At 69.9% G+C, this 6,094-nt stretch carries 5 protein-coding genes; 2 read left to right on the top strand and 3 right to left on the bottom strand.

Going from position 1 to position 6,094, the window contains the following annotated elements:
- Nucleotides 1-276: 276 nt before the first annotated feature.
- A complete protein-coding gene (locus PKH97_RS12655; protein WP_324387845.1) occupies nt 277-945 on the top strand; it encodes a thymidine kinase in 669 nt (222 codons plus the stop codon).
- 213 nt (nt 946-1,158) lie between these two features.
- On the opposite strand, the gene PKH97_RS12650 is transcribed toward PKH97_RS12655, so the two are convergent.
- From PKH97_RS12650 to PKH97_RS12640, 3 genes are all read right to left on the bottom strand, one after another.
- Nucleotides 1,159-2,352 carry an alkaline phosphatase family protein gene (locus tag PKH97_RS12650; RefSeq protein ID WP_324387843.1) on the bottom strand — a complete coding sequence of 398 codons (1,194 nt, stop codon included), beginning with the start codon at nt 2,350-2,352 and terminating at the stop codon, nt 1,159-1,161.
- A 1-nt stretch (nt 2,353) separates the two neighbouring features.
- Entirely contained in the window at nt 2,354-2,950 is a 597-nt protein-coding gene (locus PKH97_RS12645; RefSeq protein WP_324387842.1) for a DUF5998 family protein, read from the bottom strand.
- Between the two features lie 88 nt (nt 2,951-3,038).
- On the bottom strand, nt 3,039-5,711 hold the full coding sequence (locus PKH97_RS12640) for a GNAT family N-acetyltransferase (RefSeq protein WP_324387840.1): 2,673 nt from the start codon (nt 5,709-5,711) through the stop codon (nt 3,039-3,041).
- A 71-nt stretch (nt 5,712-5,782) separates the two neighbouring features.
- On the opposite strand from PKH97_RS12640, the gene PKH97_RS12635 reads away from it, so the two are divergent.
- Nucleotides 5,783-6,094, top strand: a 312-nt coding sequence (locus PKH97_RS12635; protein ID WP_324387839.1) for a nitroreductase family protein, incomplete at its 3' end; no start/stop codon positions are given.

Raw genomic sequence — 6,094 nt, 5'->3', positions numbered from 1 at the left:
CCCTGACGCGAACTCCGCGTCGTCACAGCCCGAGGCACCGCCACCGCCCCAGGCGCCCAAACCCGGACCGCCGAAGCCGGCCCCGCCGGCCTCGAGCGGCCGGCGCAAGGGCAGGGTGGGCGTGCCCAACTGGAACGACGTGATGTTCGGACCTGCCAAGGACGCCCAAGACTGAATCACGCGGCGCCCCGAAGTCGACAGTCGGTGACACGCCGGGCGCACGGAACGGCATACGGCGTGTTTCCGACTCTCGATGTGCGCATAGGGTTGCCGATCGTGGCCGAGCTGGTGTTCTTCTCCGGGACGATGGATTGCGGGAAGTCGACCCTCGCCCTGCAGATGGATCACAACCACCGCGCACGGGGCCGGGCGGGGCTCATCTTCACCCGCTTCGACCGGGCCGGTCAGTCGGTCCTCTCCTCGCGCCTGGGGCTCTCGACGCCGGCCGTCGAGGTCAGCGACGGCCTGGACCTCTGGGATGTCGTCGTCGAACGCCGCACCGGCGGGCACCGCGTCGACTATGTGATCTGTGACGAGGCCCAGTTCTACTCACCCGCGCAGGTCGAGCAACTCGCCCGGCTAGTCGATGAGATGGACGTCGATGTCTTCGCCTTTGGGATCACCAGCGACTTTCGCACCGAGCTCTTCCCCGGTTCGCGGCGCCTGATCGAGCTGGCCGACAAGGTCCAGGTGCTCCAGGTCGAGGCCCTGTGCTGGTGCGGGCGCCGCGCCACCCACAACGCGCGCGTCGTCGACGGCGTGATGGTCGTCGAGGGCGAACAGGTGGTGGTCGGCGACACCGAGGCCGCCGCTCCTGGTGTCGTCGAGTACGAAGTGCTCTGCCGCCGCCATTACATGCGACGGATGAACTCCCGCGCCGCGCATGCGGCCGCCTTGTCGGCGGACGTCCTACCCCTTGAGCTCGACGCCTGCCCGCTGCCCTGATGCCGGCCCCGCGCAGGAGTACAGGCTGATCCCCTAACCCCCGGTGCAGCTGGGATGCGCCGCGATCGACGCTGTGTGCAGACGGTGACGGGATGGGCAGCGGTCGACGGTTCGAATCGTCTACCGCTTCACGAACCTCGATCATGACCCGGGTCGTCGATGTCAAGCGGTCCCCTCACGCGGAAAAGCCGCGGAGCAGCAGGGACTGGGCGATCAGCCAGCCAAAGCCGCGTGATGCAGCAGCGGGACCGAGGTCTCTGCCGACGTCAATGACCCGTGCATGCCGAGCAGCGAGAGCAGGATGGGTTTGGAGGTGCGTGAGTCCTCGACGGCGAGCCCCGGACCGAAGGCTGCGACCACGTCCCCGATCCGCGCCGCATTGCGCGCCGCGACCGGCCCGAACCAGCCCTCGTCGATGGCCTGTTCGCGGGTCAGGATCAGCGCGCGGTCGCCGAAACGCCCGGACCAGCGGGCCGCGACATCGGTCGCCGCACCCGGCAACGTGTAGACGTGGGGCGCCCGCGGCTCATTGGTGATGGCCACGACCCCGTCGTCCAACTCGGCATCCCGCGCCAGGTCGATCCGGTCGGCGAAGGGGATGTCGACCATGCCGTGATCCGCCGTGACCGTCAGGCTCGCGTCGGCCGGCAACTGTTCGGCGAGCCGGCGCAACTGGGTGTCGGCCTCCTCAAGCGCCGCGGTCCACTCCGGGGAGTCGCAGCCGTGGACGTGACCAAACTTGTCGATGTCGCCCCAGTAGAGGAAGACCAGAGCCCGCTTGTCGGCTCGCGCCGCCCGCACTGCCGCCTTCACGCCCTCCGACAGGCTTCGGGCACCGACGAAGCGCCCACCGCGCTGAGAGGCGACGGTCAGCCCGGACCCGGCGAAATAGGGCAACCCGATCCGGGTCACCGCCACCCCGTCGACCGCCACGCGCTCGAAGATCGTCGCGTCCGGCTGCCACGCCCGCGGGTCCGGGCCGTTCTCCCATGACAAGTGATCGAAGATCACCTCGGTGCCGGGAATCCGCGCCTGGTAGCCGACCAGCCCGTGCTCACCGGGCGGCGTGCCGGTGCCGAAGGACGCGAGCGAGGTCGCCGTCGTCGACGGGAAACCGCACGTCAGATCGGGGGACCCCGGCAGAAGGGAGCGCAGGAACGGCGCGTGCCCGGCGCGCCGCCGCAGCAACTCCAGACCCAGGCCGTCGAGCAGCACCACCACCGCGCGCCGCGCGCTCCGCACCCCCAGCCCGTATGCCGTCGCCTCACCCCCGGCGCCCGGCCCACCGCCCGCGCCGACTCCATCGCCGCCCAGGTCAACTCCGAGCGACGCCGCGAGCGCCGGCAGCACCTGCGGCAGGCTGGTGTGCGTATAGCTCGGCGGATGGAAGCCCGGCGGCCGGGCCACCTCAGCGCCCGATCCGCGCCGACAGGGCGTGGGCGAAGGCCATCCCCTGCGTCAGGACGCCGTCCCCGTCGGCGTCCGCGGACAGCCGCAAGACCAGGTCATCGGAGGCGATCGTGCCCTCCAGTCCGTGGTCGGCGTCGCAGGCGGGGTCTCCGCAGGTCGCCGGCAGCAGGTCAACCCGGCTGACGGTGCCCCACCCGACCGTCAAGGTCATCTCCCGTCCCAGCGAGCCGGGGACATAGTTGCGGGGGTCGGCGACCACGTGGGTGAGCATCACCCCACGCACGAATCGCAGGGGCACCGACTCGGTGGTGGCGGTCGCCACGTCTTCCATGCCATGGGGATCGTCGGAGTGATCGTCGGCATGACCGATGACCAGGCGCGTGTCGGTGAGCACGAGCACGGTGACGTGCCGGCGCACGGCGTCGGCGTCGAAGGTCGTTTCCTGGTGGACGAGGAAGGAGACGACCGGCTCCCCGGCGAGCGCGGCACCGACGACATCGGCGACGAGCGCCGGGTAATAGCCGGCCTGCTCGATGGCGACGGTCAGGCCCTGCGGCAGAGCCGGAAAGGCGGGCAAACCCCTGCGTGGCGACATACGGTCATCATGCCAAAGGCCACCGACAGCCTCGGCGAGCTCCGCTCGGCGGACGCCACGGGGCATCGCCCGTCGAATCCGCCACCGGTCAGGTCAAGGCCCGCCGGCGGATGTCCTTGCGCTTGGCCGGCGGCGCGAGCACGACCTCGGCACCGAGGACGTCGACCCCCGCAGGGTGGGCGATCACCGGGTTGAGCACGATCGAGGCCAGCTCGGGCAGGTCGTCGGAGAGCATCGAGAGCCGCCCGACCACATCTGCGAGCGCCAAGCGGTCCACCGGCGGCGCGCCCTTGTAGCCGGTGAGCAGCGGCGCCGCCTTGATTTCTGAGATCAACTCGTCCACGTCCACATCGGTCAGGGGCGGGATGCGGTAGGCCACGTCATGGAGCAGGTCGTGTGCCAGCCCGGCGATCGCAAAGCTCACCACCGGCCCGAAGAGGTGGTCCTCGGTGCCGGCCACGACGCAGGAGACGCCCGGGTGCGCCATGCGCTGCACGACATACGCCGCGCGGTCGTAGGCCGCAAGCCGGTCTTCCAGCGAGTCGTAGGCCTCACGGACCGCATCCCCATTGGGCAGGTCGAGCCGCACGCCCTGGAGTGTCGCTTGGCCGCGCACCATGGGCGAGAGCGACTTCACGACCACCGGGAAGCCGACCTCCTCGGCGGCAGCGACCGCCTCGTCCGCACTCGTGACCCGCACGCGGGGCCACAGGTCGATGCCATAGGTCGCGAGCAGCTTGCGCGCCTCCTCGTGCGGCAGCATCAGACCGCCCGGCTCGGCAGCCAGCGCGGCGTCGACGATCTCCTGAGCCCCGACCTTGACCACGCCGGCGCGCGAGAGCAAATCGCCCTTCTCCTTGCGCCGCCACGCGGCATACCGCGTCGCATGGCCGAGCGCGCGGATCGCGTCCTCGGGGGTGGTGTAGAGCGGGAGCTTGCGCGGCGCGCGGCCGTCGTCGGTCGGCATCTCGACGGTCAGGGGCGGGCCGTCAGCAATACCGCGGGTCCCGATCATCGTTGCGACACAGGTCTTTTCGGATCCAGCTGCCACCTCGCCGATAATTGCGATGGCCTCCTCCTCGCGCCCGATCAGGGGCGGGGTGAAGGTCACCACGACCGAGTCCACCCCGGGGTCGGCGAAGGCTTTCTGGAGCTTTTTGCGGAACTGATCCAGCGGCGCCTCCGCATCGACGCTCGACGGGCCGTGCGCGATCCGCAGTCCGGCGCTCTCGGCCGCCTGCGCGGTAAGGGCCGACAGCTGCACCGAGTTGCCGACGATCGCGACCCGGTCTCCCGGCGGCTCCGGCTGATAGATCAACACCTGGGCGGCGTCGAACATCTGGTGGATGGTGTCAACGTGCACGACGCCCGCCTGGCGCAGCATCGCGGTGAATGCCGCCGGGTCGACCTCGGTCTCGCGGACCCGATGCCCGGGGGGTGCGCCATGGCGCGAGACCCCCGACTTCACGACAATGACCGGCTTCGCCATCGCCAGACGGCGCGCGATCCGCGAGAACTTGCGGGGATTACCCATCGACTCCAGGTAGAGCCCGACGCCGTGCGTCTGGTCGTCGTCGATCCAGTACTGCATCAAGTCGTTGCCCGAGACATCGAGCCGGTTGCCGGCGGACGCAAAGCTCGACAGACCCAGCCCGCGGCGCCCGGCCGATTGTAGGACCGCGATGCCCAGCGGGCCGGACTGGGCGAACAACCCGAAATGCCCGGCTGGAATCCGTTGCGGCGCAAGGGAAGCGTTCATCGACAACGCCGTATTGATGATGCCGAAGGAGTTCGGCCCGACAATCCGCATGCCGCTGTCGCGCGCCAGGCGCAGCAGCCGCCGCTCCAGCCGCTGCCCCTCCTTGCCCTTCTCGGCGAACCCCGCCGAGACGATGACGACGGCGTGCACGCCGGCCTGAGCGCAGTCGTCGACGACCTCCAGCACCGATGCCGCCGGCACCGCCACTACGGCGACATTGACCTGAGCAGGGATGGCAGCGACCCGGGGGTGCGTCTCCACGCCGAGGATTTCCTCGGCGGTGGGGTTCACGGCATACAACTGGCCGGTGAAGCCGCCGTCGAGGAGGTGACGCAATATCTCGTGGCCGGCGCTACCGGGTGTGCGTCCCGCGCCGATCACGGCGAGCACCTGCGGCGCGAGCAGACCGGAGATGCTCAGTGATTCGGCACGGTGCTCCCGCGCCAGACGCACCGACTCCGACTTCTCCGTCGGCTCGATGTCGAAGTGGACGACGACCACGCCATCCTCGACACGCCGCGACACCGCATAGCCGGCATCGGCGAAAACGGCGAGCATCCGGTGGTTCTGCGGAAGCACTTCGGCCTCGAAGCTGGTCAGCCCGGCATCTCGGCCGATATCGGCCAGGTGCTCCAGGAGCACCGACCCGATCCCCCGCCCCTGATAGTGGTCGCTGATGTTGAAGGCCACCTCGGCGGACGTGGGGCTGATCATGTCATAACGCCCGATGCCGATGATCTCCTCGCGGTGGGTCACGACGAGTGCCACCCGATCGACATAATCGACCTCGGTGAATCGGTGAATGTCCTTCTCGCTCAACTCTTTCAGCGGAGCGAAGAAGCGCAGATAGATCGACTCGGCCGACTGCCCGGCGTGAAAACGCCGCACCCGGTCGGCGTCCTGCGGCACGATGGGCCGCACATGCCCGACACTGCCGTCCCGCAGGACGACGTCGGCCTCCCACTCGTGCGGATAGCCGGGAGGAAGAGCGTCGCCGTCCATGCCCCCCATCCTGACAGACGCCAGATTGCTGCCTGCAGCACGCACGGGTAGCGGGTGGCACACTGACGCCCGTGGACTACGCGCAGGTCGTACGCCGGCGCCGGATGACCCGCCGCTTTCGCGCCGACGCGCCCGTCGACCCCGATCTCGTATGCCGTTTGCTCGCCGACGCCGGCCGGGCACCGAGCGCGGGCTTCAGCCAGGGATGGGCGTATGTCGCCCTGGTCACCGACGTCGATCGCGATCGTTTCTGGGCGGCGGCCACGCCGCCCTCAGCCATCCCGCCGCCTGCAGCAACGGCGCCCCCCGCTGCCACGGCGACACCGTCAGGGAGCACCCGCGCCGCGTGGCTGGCCGGCGTGCGTGCCGCGCCGGTGCTGATC

Source organism: Nostocoides sp., from assembly GCF_035343835.1.
GTDB lineage: Bacteria > Actinomycetota > Actinomycetes > Actinomycetales > Dermatophilaceae > Nostocoides_A > Nostocoides_A vanveenii.
This window is presented reverse-complemented; position numbering and strand designations above follow the sequence as displayed.

Excerpts from the sequence above, each read along its gene's own strand:
- PKH97_RS12645 (WP_324387842.1), bottom strand. The coding sequence starts at position 2,950 with ATGTCGCCACGCAGGGGTTTGCCCGCCTTTCCGGCTCTGCCGCAGGGC.
- PKH97_RS12640 (WP_324387840.1), bottom strand. The coding sequence starts at position 5,711 with ATGGACGGCGACGCTCTTCCTCCCGGCTATCCGCACGAGTGGGAGGCC.